This window comes from Alginatibacterium sediminis (assembly GCF_003610775.1).
GTDB lineage: Bacteria > Pseudomonadota > Gammaproteobacteria > Enterobacterales > Celerinatantimonadaceae > Alginatibacterium > Alginatibacterium sediminis.
Genome location: NZ_RAQO01000005.1, coordinates 171966 through 192981, shown reverse-complemented (window position 1 = coordinate 192981; position 21016 = coordinate 171966). Strand labels below are relative to the sequence as shown.

Annotated in this window: 21 protein-coding genes; 4 read left to right on the top strand and 17 right to left on the bottom strand. The window is 44.6% G+C overall.

The genetic code is table 11. The features are described from left to right. The first annotated feature begins 53 nt into the window (after positions 1-53). Positions 54-470, top strand: a complete 417-nt coding sequence (locus DBZ36_RS09265) for a CBS domain-containing protein (RefSeq protein ID WP_120354664.1) — start codon at positions 54-56, stop codon at positions 468-470. Between the two features lie 68 nt (positions 471-538). On the opposite strand, the gene thiI is transcribed toward DBZ36_RS09265, so the two are convergent. The 3 genes from thiI to pomA form a co-directional block, all read right to left on the bottom strand. Further along, complete coding sequence (gene thiI, locus DBZ36_RS09260; protein WP_120354663.1) at positions 539-1999, bottom strand: tRNA uracil 4-sulfurtransferase ThiI; 1461 nt, start codon at positions 1997-1999, stop codon at positions 539-541. A gap of 232 nt (positions 2000-2231) precedes the next feature. Continuing rightward, positions 2232-3158: a flagellar motor protein MotB gene (locus tag DBZ36_RS09255; protein WP_120354662.1), complete on the bottom strand. Its 927-nt coding sequence runs from the start codon at positions 3156-3158 to the stop codon at positions 2232-2234. 8 nt (positions 3159-3166) lie between these two features. Continuing rightward, on the bottom strand, positions 3167-3931 hold the full coding sequence (pomA, locus tag DBZ36_RS09250; RefSeq protein WP_120354661.1) for a flagellar motor protein PomA: 765 nt from the start codon (positions 3929-3931) through the stop codon (positions 3167-3169). Between the two features lie 270 nt (positions 3932-4201). Here pomA and DBZ36_RS09245 point away from each other — a divergent pair, with 270 nt between their 5' ends. Genes DBZ36_RS09245 through dxs form a run of 3 tightly spaced genes read left to right on the top strand, consistent with a single transcriptional unit; the run spans position 4202 to position 7222 of the window. Further along, the gene (locus tag DBZ36_RS09245; RefSeq protein WP_120354969.1) at positions 4202-4447 is read left to right on the top strand and encodes an exodeoxyribonuclease VII small subunit; all 246 of its coding nucleotides are present in this window, start codon (positions 4202-4204) and stop codon (positions 4445-4447) included. Continuing rightward, entirely contained in the window at positions 4444-5331 is an 888-nt protein-coding gene (gene ispA / locus DBZ36_RS09240; RefSeq protein WP_120354660.1) for a (2E,6E)-farnesyl diphosphate synthase, read from the top strand. Before DBZ36_RS09245 ends, ispA begins: the two co-directional genes overlap by 4 nt. 28 nt (positions 5332-5359) lie before the next feature. Further along, complete coding sequence (dxs, locus tag DBZ36_RS09235) at positions 5360-7222, top strand: 1-deoxy-D-xylulose-5-phosphate synthase (protein ID WP_120354659.1); 1863 nt, start codon at positions 5360-5362, stop codon at positions 7220-7222. Position 7223: 1 nt separating this feature from the next. On the opposite strand, the gene DBZ36_RS09230 is transcribed toward dxs, so the two are convergent. From DBZ36_RS09230 to nrdR, 14 genes are all read right to left on the bottom strand, one after another. Continuing rightward, positions 7224-8732, bottom strand: a complete 1509-nt coding sequence (locus tag DBZ36_RS09230; protein WP_120354658.1) for an ABC transporter substrate-binding protein — start codon at positions 8730-8732, stop codon at positions 7224-7226. 199 nt (positions 8733-8931) lie between these two features. Continuing rightward, complete coding sequence (locus tag DBZ36_RS09225; protein ID WP_120354657.1) at positions 8932-9924, bottom strand: peptide ABC transporter ATP-binding protein; 993 nt, start codon at positions 9922-9924, stop codon at positions 8932-8934. Then, the gene (gene dppD / locus DBZ36_RS09220; RefSeq protein WP_120354656.1) at positions 9921-10901 is read right to left on the bottom strand and encodes a dipeptide ABC transporter ATP-binding protein; all 981 of its coding nucleotides are present in this window, start codon (positions 10899-10901) and stop codon (positions 9921-9923) included. Before dppD ends, DBZ36_RS09225 begins: the two co-directional genes overlap by 4 nt. 9 nt (positions 10902-10910) lie before the next feature. Then, the gene (gene dppC / locus DBZ36_RS09215) at positions 10911-11804 is read right to left on the bottom strand and encodes a dipeptide ABC transporter permease DppC (protein WP_120354655.1); all 894 of its coding nucleotides are present in this window, start codon (positions 11802-11804) and stop codon (positions 10911-10913) included. Positions 11805-11814: 10 nt separating this feature from the next. Further along, complete coding sequence (locus tag DBZ36_RS09210) at positions 11815-12825, bottom strand: ABC transporter permease subunit (protein WP_120354654.1); 1011 nt, start codon at positions 12823-12825, stop codon at positions 11815-11817. A 66-nt stretch (positions 12826-12891) separates the two neighbouring features. Beyond that, positions 12892-14481, bottom strand: a complete 1590-nt coding sequence (locus DBZ36_RS09205) for an ABC transporter substrate-binding protein (protein WP_120354653.1) — start codon at positions 14479-14481, stop codon at positions 12892-12894. Between the two features lie 310 nt (positions 14482-14791). Beyond that, on the bottom strand, positions 14792-15280 hold the full coding sequence (locus DBZ36_RS09200; RefSeq protein ID WP_120354652.1) for a phosphatidylglycerophosphatase A family protein: 489 nt from the start codon (positions 15278-15280) through the stop codon (positions 14792-14794). Positions 15281-15288: 8 nt separating this feature from the next. Continuing rightward, positions 15289-16299 carry a thiamine-phosphate kinase gene (gene thiL / locus DBZ36_RS09195; RefSeq protein WP_325049083.1) on the bottom strand — a complete coding sequence of 337 codons (1011 nt, stop codon included), beginning with the start codon at positions 16297-16299 and terminating at the stop codon, positions 15289-15291. Between the two features lie 3 nt (positions 16300-16302). Then, a complete protein-coding gene (gene nusB / locus DBZ36_RS09190) occupies positions 16303-16719 on the bottom strand; it encodes a transcription antitermination factor NusB (RefSeq protein WP_120354651.1) in 417 nt (138 codons plus the stop codon). A 15-nt stretch (positions 16720-16734) separates the two neighbouring features. After that, the gene (ribH, locus tag DBZ36_RS09185; protein ID WP_120354650.1) at positions 16735-17205 is read right to left on the bottom strand and encodes a 6,7-dimethyl-8-ribityllumazine synthase; all 471 of its coding nucleotides are present in this window, start codon (positions 17203-17205) and stop codon (positions 16735-16737) included. 203 nt (positions 17206-17408) lie between these two features. Then, complete coding sequence (gene ribBA, locus DBZ36_RS09180; RefSeq protein ID WP_120354649.1) at positions 17409-18521, bottom strand: bifunctional 3,4-dihydroxy-2-butanone-4-phosphate synthase/GTP cyclohydrolase II; 1113 nt, start codon at positions 18519-18521, stop codon at positions 17409-17411. A gap of 63 nt (positions 18522-18584) precedes the next feature. Then, positions 18585-19241 carry a riboflavin synthase gene (locus DBZ36_RS09175; RefSeq protein WP_120354648.1) on the bottom strand — a complete coding sequence of 219 codons (657 nt, stop codon included), beginning with the start codon at positions 19239-19241 and terminating at the stop codon, positions 18585-18587. A 117-nt stretch (positions 19242-19358) separates the two neighbouring features. After that, positions 19359-20495 (bottom strand): bifunctional diaminohydroxyphosphoribosylaminopyrimidine deaminase/5-amino-6-(5-phosphoribosylamino)uracil reductase RibD, encoded by a 1137-nt coding sequence (gene ribD / locus DBZ36_RS09170; RefSeq protein WP_199711820.1) that lies wholly within the window; start codon positions 20493-20495, stop codon positions 19359-19361. 1 nt (position 20496) lies between these two features. Next, positions 20497-20946, bottom strand: coding sequence for a transcriptional regulator NrdR (gene nrdR, locus DBZ36_RS09165; protein WP_120354647.1), 450 nt, complete (start codon positions 20944-20946; stop codon positions 20497-20499). Positions 20947-21016: the final 70 nt, after the last annotated feature.

The window sequence follows — 21016 nt, the reverse complement described above, 5'->3', positions numbered from 1 at the left end:
TATAATTGAATTAACATAGCAATAAATCTGTCACAGCATTGCAGGGAAGACATATGCCTCTGAAATCGATAAAAGCAATTGATTACATGACCAAAAACCCCGTAGTCGTCAAACCAAGCACGACCTTATTTGACGCTATTGATATGATGACCACCGCCAAGGTTTCCGGTGCAACCGTACTAAATGAAGCCCAGGAAGTTGTAGGGATTATTTCTGAAATCGATTGTCTACAAGCCATTCTTAAAGGCAGTTATCACGGAGAAATTGGTGGTAATGTTGAGTCATTCATGACTAAAGATGTTGAGGTCGTCGACGCTGAGCAAGATATCCTGGCTATCGCAGAGCGTCTTATTCGAGACAAGCGCAGACGATTACCCGTGGTGCGTGGTGGTAAATTTATCGGACAGTTTAGTGTTCGTAGTATTCTTAGCGCGGTTAAAAACTTTAATAATAAAAATAACACCTTGTGAATAAACCAAGTTCTTTAAACAAAAAGGGTCAGCATTTGCTGACCCTTTTTGTTTAAGTTCCAATGACTTTAGCTCGGTTTACGATAGACCCCTACATTGCTATGGCCTTGATCTTCTAAGTAAAGTGCTTGTAATCTGCTCATTACACCACGGTCACAATACAGTAAGTATTTTTTCTCTTGATCCAAGGTGCTAAATTGTGACGCTAAGCGGAAGAAAGGAATATGCACCACTTGGTGGCTTTCCATCGCTAAAGGACTAGCCTCTTGCTCTTCAATAGAGCGAATATCGACAATAATGGCATCGTCATCAAGTTCACTTTCTACAGCAATACTTGGTACTTCTTGTTCTGCTTCGCGTTCAATATCGCGAATGTCCACCATGCGATGCTCTGCAATAACGGTATCAAGTACGCTAAAGTCAAAGTGTGCTTCTTCTTCAAGCACGCGACCTTCTTTTGCTTTTACTGTCGGGCGCTTGGAAATTACACCACAGTATTCCGGCATAGTTTCGGCAAAGTCTCCGGTACCAATCTGCTTAGCACAATCGATAATGTCTTGTTTATCGGTTGCAATAAGGGGCCGCAAAATCAAGGTTTCACTAACTTTATCGATGAGTCCCAAATTGACTAAAGTTTGACTGGAAACTTGGCCAACGGCTTCGCCGGTTACCATTGCTTGAATTTTGTATTGCTGGGCAATCGCATCCCCAGCACGCATGAACATACGCTTGAGCACGACGCCCATATGCGAATCATCTACTTTTTCTAAGATCTCCGTTACTACGGGATCAAAATCAATGGCGATAAATTTAACGCGATGTGATGAACCAAACCGCTGCCATAGGTGATGCGCAACTTGCTTAACACCAACCTCGTGGGTTCGGCCTCCAAGGTTGAAAAATAGGTAATGTACTTTCGCACCACGCTTAATTAACTGGTAGCTAGAGACACCTGAGTCAAAACCACCTGAAATTAAAGAAAGAACACTTTCTTGTGTAGCAATAGGAAAACCGCCTAGTCCTGGGTGTACTTCTTCAACCAAATATAGCTTCTCACCATCAATTTCTAGCTTGATGGTAATGTCTGGATTTTTTAATCGTACACCAGCATTTTCGGTATATTGATTTAAGCCGCCACCAACGTAACGTTCAACCTCGGTGGAGGTAAATTCATGCTTACCGCTTCGTTTAACGCGCACACAAAAAGTTTTATCACTGAGCTTGCCATCCCATGCACGATGGGTGATTTCGTAGATTTGGTGCAGATCTTCGAAGGCATGCTCTTTGACTTCCAGAAAATGAACGATACCGGGTGTCGATTTGAGAGCGTCTACCAATTGGCTTCGAACTTTGGGGTCCTCACTACGGCTAGTTACGACAATGCGGTCCCATTCCAAGCGCACTCGAATATCTTCGTCATAGCGGTGTAGTACATTGCGAATATTACTTTGCAAAATTTTGCTAAAGCGTTTGCGCACCGACTTGCTCTTCATGGTTATTTCAGGAAAGAGTTTGACGATAAACTTCATGGTTGTGTGCTCCGGTAGAATCGGCCGCGGATTATACACTATGCGACAAGATCTCCCAAACAGTTCACTTTAGCAAAATGAAGATGGCGATCATTGCACTCTGTTTACCGACCTTGATTAACCAGATTTTAGGTATTTGCATCTGAATAGATCAGTAGCGATGAGAAAATAAAGCACTTGGGAATAAAAGGTAATCAAGGCCATTAATCGAAGCCTTGACTACGTTTCATATTTATTGACTAGGCAAACCAATTTCGGGGCTTAACTTAGCCTTACCTTGCATAATACCAATTTCAACTCGACGGTTTTTACGGCGGTTTTCTAAGGTTTTGTTATCGGCTAACGGTTCTGTATCGGCAACGCCCCGTACGACCAAATTGTCTTGACTGAAACCTTGCACCTTGATCAGCTCATGTGCGACTGATACCGCACGTTGACTGGACAAATCCCAATTCGAACGATACAGCTCTGATTGTGCCTGTTGGTTGTCCGTATGCCCTGTCACTGTAACCACGCCTGGAATATCTTTAATGACCTCCCCTATGCGTGTGATTACGGGTCTAAAGCGAGGCTGCAAGAATGCAGAACCTGATGGAAACGCCCCTTTTTCGCGCACCCGAATAATTATTTGCTGGCCTAGAGACTCAACTTCAATCGCGCCGTCTTCAATTTGTTCGCGCAATTGAGTAGCAATACGCTTGGTCTCTTGGGCTTGCTGGGCTGCTTGTGCCGCATCACTTGGAGTTGCGGGTGTAGATGATTGAGAGGGTTGTGGTTGTTGCGTTTGACCTGCAGCTTTAGCTTGGTTGTCGGCCTCCCCACCAGCACGAGCTTTTTTACCATCTTGAAACTCCAATTTAGCCTGAGTTAAGTCGATGGTTTGTTGCATGATGGTTTCGATGGGTGTCGGTTCAGGCCGGCCGGGGCGAAACTCTTGCGCAATGACCGACGTTCCTTTTGGGATATCCTTAACTTCGAGTACATTTTGAACCCCAAACGCGAACTCCATTGACCCAGCAATTTGTTTAAATTTCATGACATCCATTTCTGAAAACGCCAACAACAAAACGAAAAAGCACATGAGCAGTGACATCAGGTCAGCAAAGGTGCCCATCCAAGCGGGTAGACCGGGTGGCGGACATTTACATGGAGTTTCCATATCGGCCCTTAATCCTCGGTTGTCGCTATTGCGCGTTTACTTTCAGCAAGGTAGTTTTTCAACATGGCTTCGATAACTCGCGGGTTTTGACCATCTTGGATTCCCAAAACGGCATCTAAAATAAGTAGTCGGTTTAAGCGTTCTTCGCCTGCTCGCAAGGTCAATTTGTCTGAAATGGGAATGGCGAACAAGTTGGCTAGTACTGCGCCATAGAGAGTGGTTAGCAACGCTACCGCCATTGCAGGACCGATTGATTTTGGATCGTCCATGTTAGACAGCATCGCAACCAAGCCAATCAAAGTACCGATCATCCCCATCGCTGGAGCGACATCGCCAAGACTCTTAAAAATATTGGCCCCCATTTCGTGACGCTCGGTGGTCAACACGATGTCTTTTTCAAGGGTTGAACGCACCACATCAGCATCGTGGCCATCGACTAACATGTCGATTCCTTTTTGCATGAAGGCATTACTAACTTCGGCTTCTTCAAGCGCCAAAAACCCACCTTTACGAGCCGCATCGGCCATATCAACTGAGCTTTGAATCAGATCATCAGGCTTGTCAATTTTAAACATAAAGGCTTTGCCGGCAATTTTTACAGCGCCCAAAAATTGACCTAGGTTGAATTTCATCAACACCACAAATAAGGAGCCACAAAAAACGATTAGTACCGAAGGAACATCAATAAAGATGGCTATCCCGCCGGCCAAAACCATGGTCATGATGACGAAGCCAAATGCTCCTACTATTCCTACCAGAGTCGCTAAATCCACTAGCTTGTTCCTATATCGGTGAAAATCTGATGACGTTGCTTCAGTTTAAGCGAGAAACGCACCACATTGAAGTTAAAGCTAAAATCTTTGCGTTAGAGCCATGTTTAGTACATCTTAGTCGCCTCTGGCAGATACGTATAGCCTAGCGAAGTGAAACATAAGCGCTTGTTAAGTATTATCGGTGAAAATTTCGATAACTTGAGCTTGGTGTTTGACCCTCCTTCAGCACTGGGTTATGTTGGCGGCCAAAGTTGTCGCATGGAGCCCTTGATGGCCATAAAAAAACCTGAAAACTTAAGCTTTGAAGAAGCCTTAAGTGAATTAGAACTCATCGTGGCTGAACTTGAGAACTCAGAGTTGCCATTAGAGCAATCTCTAAAACAATATCAACGTGGTATTGGTTTAGCCAATGCCAGTCAGCAAAAATTAGAATCAGCGCAGCAGCAGATTAAAATTTTAAAACAAGCTGACGCACAAGCGCCGCTGGATCCCTTTCATGAGGATGCAATGCGGTGAGCGAGGTTTTTTTAGCGACTTTGCAACAAAGCCAGAGTCAACTAAAACACTATCTAGAATCTGAGTTGGACGCCATAGCGGTCAACTCAGTGTCATTGTTGGCGGCTATGCGCCATGGACTTTTACTGGGTGGGAAACGTATTCGCCCCCATCTAATTTATAGCGTTGGAGCATTGACTCAAACCCAATCGAAGTTATTGAATCCAGTTGCCGCAGCCATTGAATCCATCCATGCTTATTCCTTAATCCATGATGATTTACCAGCCATGGATGACGATAATCTTCGTCGCGGCCAACCAACTTGCCACATCGCATTCGATGAAGCTAGCGCAATTTTAGCTGGCGATGCACTGCAAAGTTTTGCCTTTGAACAGCTTTGTACCGTTGACCTGCCCGCTGCAAAAAATTTGGACTTAATTCGATGTCTAAGTCAGGCCGCTGGCTATCGAGGCATGTGTGGTGGCCAAGCTCTAGACATTGAAGCCACTGACCAACACGTTACAATTGAACAGTTACAAGCTATTCATAGCGCTAAGACGGGGGCACTGATCAGTGCTGCTGTAGAGATGGGTGCTATTACTGCAGGAATCGATAATATTGAGCATCGAAAAGCCTTACACCAATATGGACAAAGCATTGGCTTAGCGTTTCAAGTTCAAGATGATATATTAGATATCACCAGTGACACGCAAACTCTCGGCAAACCTCAGGGATCCGATACTGACGCTAACAAGGCCACATATCCGGCGTTGTTAGGTCTTGAAAATGCAAAACTGAAAGCCCAGCAATTGCACCAAAAAGCACTGCAAGCTCTAGATGAGCTGCCCTATGACTGTGAAAATTTGCGCTCTTTAGCTGATTATGTGGTGAACCGCACTCACTAAGTACGACCGATAACAATAAGCGGAATATATGACTCTCGATATTAAGGATTACCCAACTCTGGCACAGTGTGATTTCCCTCACCAAGTGCGCGAGTTACCAGCAAAAGAACTTGAAGGACTTTGCGACGAATTACGCCAATATTTGCTCAATTGTGTTAGCCAATCTAGTGGACACTTAGCATCAGGGCTGGGTGCAGTTGAACTAACTGTGGCGCTGCATTATGTGTACAACACACCATTTGACCAACTGATTTGGGATGTAGGTCATCAAGCTTACCCGCACAAAATACTTACCGGTCGACGCGAAAAAATGCAAAGCATACGTCAAATGGATGGCTTGCATCCTTTTCCTTGGCGCGAAGAAAGCGAATATGACGTCCTGTCTGTCGGACACTCAAGTACCTCAATAGGTGCAGCCCTTGGGATATCGATTGCCGCAGATCGCGAACAGAGCGGTCGCAAAGTAGTTGCTGTGATCGGCGACGGTGCAATGACGGCGGGAATGGCCTTTGAAGCGCTCAATCACGCCGGTGATATCCACAACGATATGCTAGTAATTCTGAACGACAATGAAATGTCGATTTCAGAAAATGTGGGAGCCCTGAATAACTCCTTGGCGAATATCCTAAGTGGTTCTCTTTATTCCAACTTGCGTGAAGGAAGCAAGAAAGTCCTAAGCGGCCTTCCACCGATTAAAGAATTAGCAAAACGCACCGAAGAACACCTTAAGGGTATGGTTGTACCTGGTACCTTATTCGAAGAATTTGGTTTCAACTACATTGGTCCAATTGATGGTCATGACGTCAAAGCCTTGGTACAAACCCTAAGCAACATGCGAGAACTCAAAGGTCCGCAGTTTTTGCATGTAATGACCAAAAAAGGCAAAGGCTATGAGCCCGCCGAAAAGGATCCGATTGGCTATCATGCGGTTAGTAAGTTCGACCCCATGTTGAATAACCTACCGAAAAAACAAAGCAGCGCACCTACATTTTCAGGCATTTTTGGCGATTGGCTGTGTGACATGGCTGACCTAGACAGCAAGTTAATGGCAGTAACACCTGCGATGCGTGAAGGCTCAGGTATGGTTCGGTTTTCTAAACTGTACCCAAAACAATACTTTGACGTGGCAATTGCAGAGCAGCACGCGGTAACCTTTGCCGCTGGTCTTGCGATTGGGGGTTATAACCCTGTAGTTGCAATCTATTCGACATTTTTGCAACGCGCCTACGATCAATTGATACATGACGTTGCAATCCAAAACCTTCCGGTATTGTTTGCTATTGACCGCGCGGGTATCGTTGGAGCTGATGGGCCAACCCACCAAGGTGCTTTCGATTTAAGTTTTTTAAGACCGATACCTAACTTGGTGATCATGGCACCAGCAGACGAGAACGAATGCCGACAAATGCTATACACTGGCCATCTACATACTGGTCCAGCAGCGGTTCGTTATCCTCGTGGAGGGGCTACCAATGTTGAAATTTCGAGTCAAATGCAAGCTCTAGAAATTGGTAAGTCGCGGCAAATACGCCAAGGTAAGAACATTGCCTTACTAAGCTTTGGAACATTGTTAGATGAAGCAAATAAGGCTGCCGAAAAACTAAATGCTAGTGTGGTTGATATGCGATTCATCAAACCTCTTGACCACGATGCCATTACCAAACTTGCAGCCGAACACGACTTATTAGTAACCATAGAAGATAATGCGATTATGGGTGGCGCAGGCTCTGCTGTGGTTGAGTACATTGCACAACAAGGTTTGGCTTGCCCTATTCTAAACTTAGGCTTACCTGATCAATTCATTGCTCAAGGAACTCAAGAACAAGTTCATCAGAAATTGGGATTGGATGCCAGTGGTATCGAACGATCAATTTTGTCGCGTCTTGCTTAGTCTACTCAGGATCTAAAATTTGTAGACTTGATAGATTAGGGAACGGCAATCCCCCTAAGTTTTCATGTTGTTCAACCTGACCTCGAACGGCCCAGATGGGCCGATTCCACAAAATTGGAATGAACGCGACGTCCTCCGCAAGTTTGCGCTCAATGCTACGAAAACTAGTCACTACTTGAGCGAAATTATTTGCTTCTAAGCCATCTTGTAGGCTCTGATCAATATCTATATCAGGATAGAAATGACATTGACCAAGCTCACTATTGGCACGCGACTCGCTATACTCCTTTGCCATTGCCTCCAAACTACTTACATTGTCTGCTGTGATTGATGTAAGTACGATATCCGCCTGACAAATATGGCGTTGATAAATGTATTGTTGAGCAGTTAAGAATCGAAGTTCAATATTTAGATTTAGCCGCTCAAAGCTTCTGTACACACGCTGTGCGATCTCATAGTCAAATAAGAACAAATCTCTCGGTGCCAACATAATCAGCTTTTGCCCTCGATCGCCCTCAATATTTTCCAGTAATTCAAGGGCAGCCTCCGGATTATAGCTAACCTTAAGTTCAGTATTATAACGCGGACTTTGTGGCAGACTCATCTGGTCGGCCTCTCGTCCAAACTCGCCGAATAAACCGCCCACTAGGTCTTTTCGATCGATAGCTTGGTTAAGCGCCTGCCTAACCGCGAGTTGCTTCAACAAAGGGTGATTGTGATTGAGTTGCAAGCCAACACCCACATGGCTATCGATAGGCAGTGGGTTAATGTTGGGTTCTTGCTTGATACTAACCATACTTTCCGCATCTAGGTTGTCGATGAGGTCTACATCACCAGTATAAAGGGCCCCAAAACGCGCCTGAACGCTTTGTATTGGAATTAAGGTCACTTTATCAATGTTACCGGTCGTTGGCCTCCAGTAGTCTTGGTTACGCTCCAATACGGTCATTACATTGGCTTGATGCTCGACCAAACGAAATGCCCCGGTTCCGGAAACGGGCAACTCGGTGCGATCTTCTTTAGATGACTTAGCATGTTCGCTATCGGCGGGATAAAGAAAAGCGAGCCGGCGAAACGCTATTCGCGGGTTGAGTTGAGTCCAAACCCGGATGTGGCGTTCGCTAGTTGCCTCAATTTTATCAATACCCAAAAATACCGGACTGCCTCCTTGTTTACTCAGCTGTTCAAATGTCCAAACGACATCTTTGGCTTGAAAAGGGTTGCCACTATGATGCTTCACATTCGCTTTTAGACGCAACTCCAGCAGGCCTGGTTTCACTTGACGCCACGACTCGACAAGTAGCGGTTGAGTAAATTCCTCATCCAGAACACGAAATAGAGGGTCGAATACCAAACTGTTAAAGAACAGGGCATTACGCTCAATTTGTTTCACAAAGTCAGTTTCTAAATCAGGATTCGATAATCCCACCACTATGTCTTTTGCTAGCGCTTGATTTGCGAGAGCAAAATAACAAAGCAATCTAAATAATGGGCGTGCGAATGATTTCATATGGCTGTGGCTATATCCTGAGTGATTTGTTGTATCAATACTAACAAGACTAAACAAGTCGGCTGAGGTACTGCAATCTTTTTAACTGACTTTCAATTTTAGCTCAGCTGTGATCGATGCAAACAAAAAAGAAGAGGCGGTGCTGCGGAGTACAGGTAAAAAAATGAGGCTGTTAGCAGCCTCATTCAAAGATCAAAGTCTAGTCAAAAGACCAAGCCTGCTCTACGGCAAAGCACGCTACTTTTCCAGATTTTGCATCTAGTAACTGTGGCTGCTCTTTGTGACACTGATCGCGTGCAAATCGACATCGCGCATGAAAAGCACAACCTGAAGGAGGGTTAAGCGGTGACGGCAGTTCTCCTTCAAGCTTTATTTTCTCACGTCTATGCTCCGGATTTAAGCGTGGTGTACTTGATAATAAGGCTTGTGTGTAAGGATGCTGAGGATTAGAAAATACATCCTCACTGCGCCCATATTCAACGGCTTTACCTAAATACATGACCATTACATCATCGGCAATATGCTCGACAACCGACAAATCATGAGAAATGAATACGTAGCTTAGCCCCATGTCTTGCTGAAGATCCATCATCAAGTTCAATACCTGAGCCTGCACCGATACATCCAAAGCTGATACGGGTTCATCTGCAACGACTACTTTTGGATCCAACATCAAACTTCGGGCAATTGCGATTCGTTGTCGTTGGCCTCCAGAGAACATATGCGGATAACGATCATAATGCTCCGGACGTAAGCCTACTTTTTGCAAAATAGCTAAAGACTTCTGCTTGCGATCTTCCTTAGAAATATCAGTATTGATGATCAAAGGTTCTTCCAATATCGAACCCACTTTTTTACGCGGGTTTAATGAACCGTAAGGGTTTTGAAAGATAATCTGAATCTTTTGGCGTAGTACCTTTGCGGCGTCTTTACCAAGGCTCAGAATGTCTTCGCCGTCAAAGCGTAAAGCACCGTCAGTTGGTGTCTCGATCATTGTCAGAACGCGGGCTAATGTTGACTTACCACAACCTGACTCGCCAACTACAGCTAAGGTTTTACCGCGTTCTAACTTAAAACTAACCCCATCCATCGCTTTGACTGTCGCGTCTGGTTTAAAGAGGCCGCCTTTAACGTCGTAATGTTTTTTTAGTCCTTCGACTTCTAACAGTGGAGCTGAAGAATTTGAACTCATTGCACCGGCTCCCCATTTGCGTCTAGCGGTGTGAAACAGCGAACTTGACGAATTTTATCGCCCTGAATATGTGGTTGTTCGTTATGACAGCGCTCAGTGGCATAAGCACAACGAGGGCTAAGCATACAACCTGTTGGTCGATCAAAGGCACCAGGAACAACACCAGGTAAGGCATCAAGTCGGTCTTGGCCCACTGATGACTCAGGTAAAGAACGTAACAAGGCTTGCGTATATGGGTGCTTGGGCGTAGAAAATAATTCCTCAGCGGGGCCACTTTCAACAACTTGCCCGGCGTACATCACAATCACCCGATCAGCAGCTTCTGCGACCAAGGCTAAATCATGAGTAATGAGCACCAGCCCCATGTTCTTTTGCTTTTGCAGATCAAGGAGTAAGTCCATGATTTGCGCTTGGATGGTTACATCCAAGGCCGTCGTCGGCTCATCTGCAATCAGAAGAATCGGCTCACAAGCGATCGCCATAGCAATCATGACTCGCTGACTCATACCGCCAGATAGCTGATGAGGATAGTTACTTAAACGACTTTTGGGATCAGGGATTCCAACTTGTTCTAAAAGTTCAATAACTCGTTCACGCCGCCATTTACGGGTGCCACCTTGGTGAATTTTTAAAGCTTCGGAAATTTGAAACTCGACGGTATAACAAGGATTCAAACTAGACATAGGTTCTTGGAAAATCATGGCAATGTCAGCGCCTGTGATTTTACGGCGCTCTTTGTCACTTAGTTTTTGTAAGTCTTGCCCATTAAACAACATTGAGTCCGCGGTCACTCGCCCCGGATAATCAATTAAGCCCATGATAGACAGCGAACTTACGCTTTTCCCTGAGCCTGACTCACCAACAATACCAACGACTTCACCGCGCGATACGGTATAACCTACTTGGTCAACTGCTCGAAACGGGTTTTCCTCTGAGCCAAACTCAACGCAGAGGTTTTTAACTTCTAATAATTCCATGTGTTCAACCTACTGCTTTAGTTTCGGATCAAGTGCGTCACGTAGACCATCACCCATCAGGTTAAAGGCCAAAACCGTCAACAAAATAACCAGGCCGGGGAATGTAACCACCCACCAAGCACGTTGAACGAATTGCAGTGCATCAGCCAGCATACTGCCCCACTCCGGTGTCGGGGGTTGAGCACCTAATCCAAGAAAGCCTAATGCAGCCATATCCAAAATCGCGTTAGAAAAACCAAGTGTTGCCTGCACTATCAAGGGTGCCAAACAATTAGGTAAAATGGTTTTAAACATCAAGCGCAGCGAACCAGCCCCTGCCACTCGTGAGGCAATCACATAGTCTTTATTAGCTTCCGAAATGGTGGAAGCTCGAGCTAAGCGTACGTAATGTGGTAATGAAACGATCGCAATCGCCATTGCTGCATTCATAAGACTTGGACCGAGGATAGCGACGATAGCAATCGCTAACAATAGACTCGGCATAGCCAGCATGATGTCCACACCACGCATGATGACGACTTCAATAGTGCCGCGAAAATAACCGGCCACTAAACCAAGAATAATACCTAGACCCAGTGACAGCGTGACCACCAAAGTACCGATAAACAAAGACAATCGAGCGCCATGCATCAAACGAGATAATATATCCCGACCAATATCGTCAGTGCCTAAGATGTAGGTCCAACTTCCACCCTCAACCCAAACCGGGGGGACCAACAGCGCATCTCGGTATTGTTCAATGGGCGAATGCGGGGCTAAAAAGTTGGCAAACAGCGCCACGATGACCATCAGGATAATAAAGAACAGTCCAGCTACGGCTCCTGAGTTTTGAGAGAAATATCCCCAAAACTCTTGAAATGGGGTTTGGACTTTAGGCCCACTAACAGTTGTTGCTTGTGACATCTGAGCCTCCTTAATGTGCGTGTCTAATGCGCGGGTTAACAACCCCATACATTATATCTACGAATAAATTGACCATAATTATCATGGTTGCCACTATCAAAATACCACCTTGAACCACTGGATAGTCGCGACGTCCGATAGACTCAATAAGCCACTTACCAATGCCTGGCCATGCGAAGATGGTTTCAGTCAAAATTGCACCAGAAAGTAAGATCCCGACCTGCAAACCAATGACTGTAATTACCGGAATTAATGCGTTTCGTAAGGCGTGGACGACAATCACTCGCATTGGAACCATACCTTTTGAACGAGCGGTACGGATATAATCTTCACCAAGCACTTCAAGCATTGACGAACGCGTCATACGAGCGATTACTGCCATTGGAATAGTACCTAGGACAATACTTGGTAAAACTAAGTGATGGACCGCGCTTTTAAATGCACCTTCCTCACCGCTAAGCAGGGTATCTATTAACATGAATCCAGTGACTTCATCTATCCAATAGGTAACATCCATTCGCCCCGACACCGGGGTCAAATCGAGGTTGACCGAAAATACCAGCATCAATAACAAAGCCCACCAGAAAATAGGCATCGAATAACCGGTTAAGGAAATGGTCATAACGGAGTGGTCAAACACCGAGCCCCGTTTCACCGCAGCAATAATACCTGCGGGTAGTCCGATTATTATTGCAAACATTGCAGCGCAAAAAGCGAGTTCAACAGTTGCAGGAAATAATGATAGAAACTCTTCGATAACAGGCGTCTTAGTTATCAACGAAACGCCAAGGTCGCCTTGGAAAATACCTTGAACATAATCGAAATACTGAACCAAAATGGGCTGATCGAGGCCAAGTTCAGAACGCAGTTGAGCATGACGTTCTGGGGATACACCCCGCTCACCGGCCATAATCTCTATGGGGTCACCAGGTATCATTCGAATCAAGGTGAAGGTAAGCAAGGTAATACCAATAAAAGTCGGTACGACGAGTAATAATTTCTTAAAAATAAACTGGAACATATAAAACTACTTTGTGGGTGACAGCGAAATAAAAAAATAGGGCAGCAATGCTGCCCTATCGAGGTGTTATTTCAAAGAAACACCGTAGAAGTGATGACCACCAAGTGGGTCAATTTTGAAACCTTGAACTTCTTTGCGTAAAGGCTTGTACGTAACCGAGTGAGCAATAGTTGCCCATGGTGCTTTTGCCTTAAATACAACTTGTGCTTCTTCGTAAAGCTTGGTGCGCTCTTCGATATTAGTAAGTTGCTTAGCTTTCATGATGATTTTATCAAACTCTTCATCACACCACATAGCACGGTTACCACCACCAACAGCATCACAGCTTAACAACACGCTTAAGAAGTTATCTGGGTCACCATTATCACCAGTCCAACCTAGCAATACAGTATCATGCTCGCCTTCTTTCGAACGCTTAAGGTATTCACCCCATTCGTAAGAAACAACTTCAGCTTCAACACCAATTTTAGCCCAGTCTGCTTGGATAATTTCAGCCATGCGACGTGCATTTGGGTTGTAAGGACGTTGTACAGGCATAGCCCAGATATTGGTTTTAAGATCAGTCACACCCGCTTCAGCTAGAAGAGCTTTGGCTTTTTCTAGATCATATGGATAGTCTTGAACCGCTTCGTTATAAGACCACATGGTTGGTGGAATTGGGTTCTTAGCTGCTTTACCGCTGCCTTGGAATACTGCGTCCAAGATAGCCTGTTTGTTTACCGCGTAGTTCAAAGCTTGACGAACTTTCACGTTATCAAACGGTGCTTTTTGTGTATTGAACGCTAAGTAACCAACGTTAAGACCTTCTTGGCTCAGCAAGTTGATATCTTCGTCAGCTTTCATTTGCTCAATATCAGCAGGGTTTGGATAAGGCATCACATGACATTCACCTTTTTTCAGTTTCGCATAACGAACTGAAGCATCAGGTGTAATTGAGAATACTAGTTTCTCAATTGCTGGAGCGCCTTGCCAATAATCTTGGTTACCCAAGTAGCGGATTAACGAATCTTTTTTGTACTGAACCATTTGGAAAGGTCCGGTACCAACAGGATTTAAGTCAAGTTGCTCTGGAGTACCAGCCGCTAGCATTGCATCAGCTTGCTCTGCTGAGAAAATAGATGCGAAATCCATAGCCATGTTAGCAATGAATGGAGATTCAGGCTTAGACAATACAAATTTAACGGTATAATCATCAACTTTAACGACTTCAGTTACTAACTCAGGCATACCCATGCCGCTGTAGTACTCGTAAGAGCCGCCAGAAACTTTGTGGTAAGGATGTTCTGGGTCATCTTGACGTTGGAAAGTGAAAAGTACGTCATCAGCGTTGAAGTCACGGCTAGGAGCAAAACCTTTCTTCTGAGCATGGAATTTTACGCCCTTACGAAGATTAAAAGTGTACTCGAGACCATCATCAGATACCGACCAAGATTCAGCCAAACCAGGAACAACGGTTGTTGTACCTACTTCGAACTCAACCAAGCGGTTAAATATTGTTTTTGAAGATGCGTCAAAAGTTGTACCAGCGGTATAAAGACTTGGGTTGAAACCCTCTGGGCTTCCTTCTGAACAAAATACGAAAGTCTGAGCTTGTACACTTGCAGCAACGGCAGTTGCAGCTAGCGCCAGCGTCAGCTTAGCGATTCCTTTTTTCATTATAATACTCCATTGTGAGCACAGTTAGATACGTGCTACCTATAAGGGCAAGATCCATGCGCCTAGTTGTTGTGTTATGTCTAATTATTTTGAAGTGTAACGAAGTGGCTAAAAAACCTTCAGCTTTCGTTCACAACTTTTATAACCCAATTAAGCTATTATTTTTGGTGACGGCTGTAAATAGCTGAAAGGATGTTTTCTCTATGTTTTGCAATAAATACCACATAATCCAATATCAATGCGCTAAAGTCGCATAGATATGCACCATAATTGGAAGTGCTTGCACTAATAATGACAAGCTTGTTAGAGATTAGCTAAAATAAGGTAAGCGTAATATTAACTGAAGTGAAATTGCGGCGAATATTCCAGCGATCACATCATCAATCATAATTCCAAAGCCGCCACCAACCTTACGGTCGACCAGCGCAATCGGCCATGGCTTCCAAACATCAAAGAGACGGAACAAAGCGAAGCCTAATACAACGCTTGTCAACGACACCGGCACCATGAACATCGTTATCCAGAAACCAACAAACTCGTCCCAAACAATTGAACCGTGGTCATGGCTCCCCATATCTTCACTGGTTTTATGGCACACCCAAATACCGATAATGAAACTAAATACCACGAGTAAAGCATAACTAGTTGGTGTTAGTCCGGACATAAGCAAGAAAAATGGAATTGCAGCCAAGGTACCGAAAGTACCTGGCGCCTTAGGCGCAAGACCACTTCCAAATCCAAGAGCTAAAAGATGATTTAAGTTATACCAACGCAAATTTTCGAAGTCTGACTTTGCCATGTTGCCTCTTACGCGCTTGTTGTAAAGTGATCCCAACTAATTGGTAGTTCTATAGCTTTGGCCTGTCCATGTTCGAGCAGCTCGATTTGACCATCGCCGCGACTCAATTGCCCCACACACTGGTGATTAACCCCACTGTAAGAAAGAGCGATGTCCAACGAGCCTTTATTAGCTTCGGGCACTGTAAAGCATAGTTCGTAATCTTCGCCGCCGCATAAGGCCATTTTGAGCGCTTGCTCGCGTCCAAGAAACTGCTCTAGTCCTTCGACTACCGGTAATTTCTCAAGCCATAACTTAGCGTCGCAATCGCTAGCCTTTAAAATATGGCGAAGGTCGCCATATAAACCATCAGAGATATCAATAACTGCATTGGCAACACCTCGTAAACCATAACCGGCAAGCACTCTGGGCTGTGGGAAATAATGCTTATCCAGATGGGCTTGTTGTTGGTCTTTATTGAAGTGCTGCTGATATTCGTGAGCAAAGTCTTCATCAAGTAAACTTTGCAAGGCCAAATTAGAGCCACCTATAGATCCGGTTACGTATAACCAATCACCAGGCATAGCGCTACTGCGCAATAAGGCTTTATCTTTGGGAATCACACCATGGATAGTAATCGTAATACTCAAAGGACCACGGGTAGTATCACCGCCAATAAGTGCGACATTGAAAAATTCGGCTAACTCGAAAAGGCCAGCTGAAAATTCCGCCAACCATTGTTCATCTAAGCTAGGTAAGCTAATTGAAAGGGTCGCCCAGCGCGGTTCGGCACCCATCGCTGCTAAATCACTTAAATTGACAGCAAGTGCCTTATGACCTAGTGCTCGCGGTGGAATATTCGGTAAAAAGTGCACACCTTCAACTAAGGTATCACTAGAGATAACTAATTGATGGTCTTTAGGCACTTCAACAATAGCCGCATCGTCGCCTATTCCTAAGACTAGGTCGTTACGTTGGCTATGGTTAGCAAAAAAACGTTCAATCAGAGAAAACTCGTTCAAGGGCAGTTTCTGACTCACCGACTAATCTTTATATTGCTGAAGGCGTAATACTTTATCCATAACACCATTCACAAATTTATGGCTGTCTTCGGCAGCAAAAACTTTCGCTAATTCAATCGCTTCGTTAATGGCAACCTTTGGTGGTAAATCATCAACAAGTAGCAGTTCATACATACCAATTAGCAAAATGGCATGTTCAACTCGATCGAGTTCTTCTAATTTACGCGAGAGGCTTGAGGCCATCGCTTGATCAAGTTTCGTAACATTACCAGTGACACCAGCCAATAGTTGACGAAAATAATCCAAATCAGCCTTGGCGTTGTCTTCTTCGCTAGTAAACTGGAATTCAATGTCTGCGACATTGTCATTGGTCATCTGCCATTGATAAATCGCTTGTGTTGCGAGTTGGCGGGCTTTGCGACGAGCTGCTGGTTTCACGTTTTCCCCTTAGGACTACTGGTCAATTTTTGGTAATAAGTTAATCATTTCTAAAGCACTTAGAGCCGCTTCAGTTCCCTTATTGCCAGCTTTAGTTCCGGCGCGCTCGATTGCTTGCTCGATAGATTCAGTGGTTAAAACACCAAAAGTGATCGGCAAGTTATATTCCATCATGACTTGTGCAAGGCCTTTATGGCACTCATTGGCAACTAACTCAAAATGGTAAGTTCCACCTCGGATTACGGCGCCAAGGGCGATAATTGCATCATAGTTACCGGTTGCAGCTAAACGTTTAGCTGCCAATGGAATTTCCACCGCACCTGGTACTCGTACAACGGTAACATTGTTTTCGTCAACACTGCCTTGACGAATCAAGGTATCAACAGCACCTGAGAGCAAGCTTTCGTTGATAAAGCTATTAAAACGAGCGATTACAATAGCAACGCGAGCATTTGGAGAGGCTAATTGAGCTTCGATGATGTTCATATTTGACCTATTTTTCGATTCGGTTGATTCAAAAGCGCGCTAGTCTAGCATAAAAGCACTCGCTTTCGCAGCGTGCTACACGCGAATTCCTCAAAATAAAAACTGCAGAACAAAGTCTGCAGTATCTTAGTTTAGCCTAAGCGCATTTTTTTGATTGAAGATGAATAACTTAAGCTCCAAATTAACCCCAAAAGCACCGTGTTTTAGTTGTTCTCTATATAATCCACAACTTCTAGGCCGAAACCAGACAAGGCATGGTAATGCTTTGGAGAACTAAGCAAACGCATTTTACGGACGCCTAAGTCCGATAAAATTTGCGAGCCGACACCTACATTACGGGATGCATTATCGTTCGTTTTTTGAATGGGTGCTTCACCTTTATCTAACTGAGCGAAGTTTCTAACTTGTTCAATAAGATCCTGTGCGCTTACATCGGCATTAAGTAAAACCAACACACCTTTGTCCTGGGAAAGCTTAGCTAAAGCTTGGTCAAGTGGCCAACTCATCTTGCTAACGCGGTCGCTTGCAAAAAGATCGTTAAAGCTATTGTGTAGATGAACTCTAACGGTCGTTTCAGCATTGCTGTCAACATTTCCGGCGAGCAGCGCGAAATGTACTCGTTGGTCGATAGTGTCCTTATAACTCACCAGCTTGAACTCACCATATGCGGTAGGTAAAGTACATTCATCAAGGCGCTCAATGGTTGTCTCATTTAGGTTTCTATATTCGATTAAGTCAGCAATGGTGCCCATTTTCAGCTGGTGCTTTTCGCAGAAAATTTCTAAATCATCGCGACGAGCCATGCTGCCATCTTCATTTAATATTTCAACAATGACAGCTGCTGGCTCAAAACCTGCCAAACGAGCTAAATCAGTTGACGCTTCCGTGTGTCCAGCGCGACTTAGCACTCCGCCCTCTTTTGCCATCAAAGGGAAAATATGACCCGGCATTGCCAGATCACTAGGTTTGGCATCCGTTTGAACAGCGGCAAGTACCGTAGCTGCGCGATCGGCAGCTGATATTCCTGTAGTTACCCCTTCAGCGGCTTCTATAGATACTGTAAACGCGGTGTAATATCCTGAGCTGTTTTCATCAACCATTAGCGGTAATTTTAGCTGTTGGCAACGAGATTTGGTCATTGGCAAGCAAATTAATCCGCGTCCATGAGTCGCCATAAAGTTTATTATTTCTGGCGTGATGGCATCGGCTGCAACGATTAGGTCCCCTTCATTTTCTCGGTCTTCGTCATCCATTAGAACGACCATTTTTGAATCGCGTATATCTGCGATAATTTCTTCTATGCTACTAAGTGCCATAATCCATCCATACCTATTACAAAACTATTCTGATTATTATTCGTTTGGGTCGTTACCCAAAAACTAGCGCAAGAAACCATGTTCAGCTAGAAATTCTCGATTTAAGTTCGAGTCGGAAGCAGAATGATTCGCCGACGATAGTAAACGTTCGGTGTAGCGCGCAATCACGTCAACTTCCAAGTTCACCTGAGTACCAACTTTCCAATCCCCAATACTTGTCTTTAGTTCAGTGTGGGGAATAATTGTTAAGCGAAATCCGCTGTTATTGACTTCATTTACGGTCAAACTAATGCCATCAACCGTGATCGAGCCCTTATGGGCAATATAACGAGCTAGATCTTGTGGCGCTTCTATCCAAAAATCGCTAGCGTTGCCGTTGCGCGTAATGCTTTCTACCGTCGCTAAACCATCAACGTGACCACTTACTATATGCCCACCAAATCGAGAGCCTACTAACATTGCTTTCTCAAGATTAACTTTGGAACCTATTTTTAAGAACCCAAGCGAGGTGAGTTTCAAGGTTTCGTGAGATACATCAGCGCAAAAGCTTTGCGTATCAAAAGAGACTACGGTTAAACAAACCCCATTCACTGCAATGCTGTCACCTAAGTGAACATCTGAAAAGTCCAATTCTTTGCTTTGAATGCTAAGTCGGCATTGTTGACTCGACTGACGTAATTCGGTCACGATGCCCTGTGCTTCGATAATACCAGTAAACATGTATGTTCCTATCTAGAGGTCAGCAGACCTGTCAAAAATTGTTACCGCATATCGTAGAATGACTAGTGTCAATCGATACCACTTGCTGCGCGGTAAACCTAAGCCTTAGCCATCTACTCAAGCTTCGAGAGATGGTATGTATGTCGTTTTAATGTCGGGACCAATACGACGCGATTCAAGGCACTGCCAGCGAAAGCTTTGTTCCATTCGATCAAGCCCCATAGCCCCGAACAAAGATAGACCATCACCACCTAATACGATGGGCGCTTGATAGATAATCAATTGATCAACTAAATTTGATTGCAATAAGGCACTTGCAAAGTGCCCTCCCGCTTCAACCCATACATCATTAATTTCATACTCGCAGGCTAAGAGCGACATGGCATCTTTGAGCCAAGTTTTAGACTGCGGAACACATACCGTTTGAGCCTTTGAATTGCTCGCTTGATAGGGCTGATCTTGCAATAACAAAACTTGCGACTCTTCATTCCAAAGTTTCAAGTTGGCCTGAGGCAGCAATTGATTTTGTCGGTCTACTATTATCCGCGTGGGCTGACGTAAGGCATTTAGGTCGAGACAATGAGATTTCGGTAACTCATCACCGCGCACGTTTAAACTGGCATTATCCGCCAGAACCGTATTAGCGGTTGACAATATTGCTGAGCTTTTTGCCCGTTCAAGTTGCACATCACTGCGGGATTGTACAGAACTGATCCATTTGCTTTGACCATTGGCCAGGCCGATCTTACCATCGATAGAGCAGGCAAGTTTTAAGCGAACCAATGGCCGTTTTCGCTCGATTCGGCTCAAAAAACCGGGATTTAACAAACGTGCCTGAGACTCCAAAAGCCCAAGCTCAACCTGAATCCCTGCTCGGCGCATACTTGCTAAGCCTTGGCCCGCTACCTGTGGATTTGGGTCGGTCATCGCAACAACTACCCGAGCAACATGATTGTCGATTAGAGCTTGGGCACATGGCGGCGTGCGCCCAAAATGGCTACAAGGCTCTAAAGTCACGTAACAAGTAGCGCCGCTGATATCAATATTATTGGCGGCCGCACTCGCAATTGCATTTGCCTCAGCATGTCCACAACCAGCCTGTTGATGGAACCCTTGGCAAAGCAACTTACCATTTTTAACAATGACACAACCTACGTTAGGATTTGGAGAACTCGTATATTGACCACGTTTAGCCAACCGTAGGGCCATAGCCATAAATTCTGTGTCAAGCGGACTAAAAGGAGCTTGCAACATACTATTTCTCCAATTTGGCAATCTCTTCGCCAAACTCTCGAATATCTTCAAATGACCGATATACTGATGCAAAGCGAACATAGGCCACTTTATCCAAGGCCTTAAGTTGTTCCATAACCAAATTTCCAATCAAACTTGCATCCAGTTCTCGTTCACCAGTGGCACGTAACTGCGAGGTGATTTTATTGATTGATTGTTCTATTGCATCGGTGCCCACCGGCCGCTTTTCAAGTGCTCTTTCCATACCCGCTCGCAGCTTATCTTCATTGAATGGCTCTCGAGTACCGTTACCCTTTATGACACGAGGCATGACCAATTCAGCCGTTTCAAAAGTTGTGAAACGTTCATGACACTCCAGACATTCGCGTCGACGCCTAATTTGGTGACCATCCGCTACCAGTCGCGAGTCAATTACTTTGGTTTCTTTAGCCGAGCAAAATGGACAATACATGATGGGTTTCTTACTTAGGAATATACGACGCATGGTAACGTTTTATGCGCTAGAAGCCAAACAAACGCAA